This window comes from Bradyrhizobium campsiandrae (assembly GCF_014529705.1).
In the GTDB taxonomy this organism is placed as follows: domain Bacteria; phylum Pseudomonadota; class Alphaproteobacteria; order Rhizobiales; family Xanthobacteraceae; genus Bradyrhizobium; species Bradyrhizobium campsiandrae.
This window is the reverse complement of sequence record NZ_JAANIH010000318.1, coordinates 1-255: the sequence shown is the minus strand read 5'-3', so window position 1 is coordinate 255 and position 255 is coordinate 1. Positions and strand designations below refer to the sequence as shown.

Below are 255 nucleotides of genomic sequence, written 5' to 3'. Positions count from 1 at the left end.
CGCTCGAGCCGCCGCCGACTTTTGCGATGATGGACTACGACGTGCCGCCGGCGCCGCCCGCCGAGGTGGTCTATGTCGACCGGCCCGTGCTGTATTTCAGCGGCCCGGATTTCGGCTTTGCGCCGCCCCCGCCGCCGCCGGTCTATTTCTGCCCGCCGCCGCCGCCTGGCTTCGTGGTGCTGCCGCCGCCGTTGCCGGTGGTCGGCCTGTTCGTGCTGCCGCAGCCGGTGTTCGTGCCGATCCCGTCGTTTTACA

At 70.6% G+C, this 255-nt stretch carries 1 pseudogene; it reads left to right on the top strand.

What is annotated here, in order from left to right:
* Positions 1 to 255, top strand: a pseudogene (locus tag G8O24_RS43265) (caspase family protein); the annotation flags it as partial.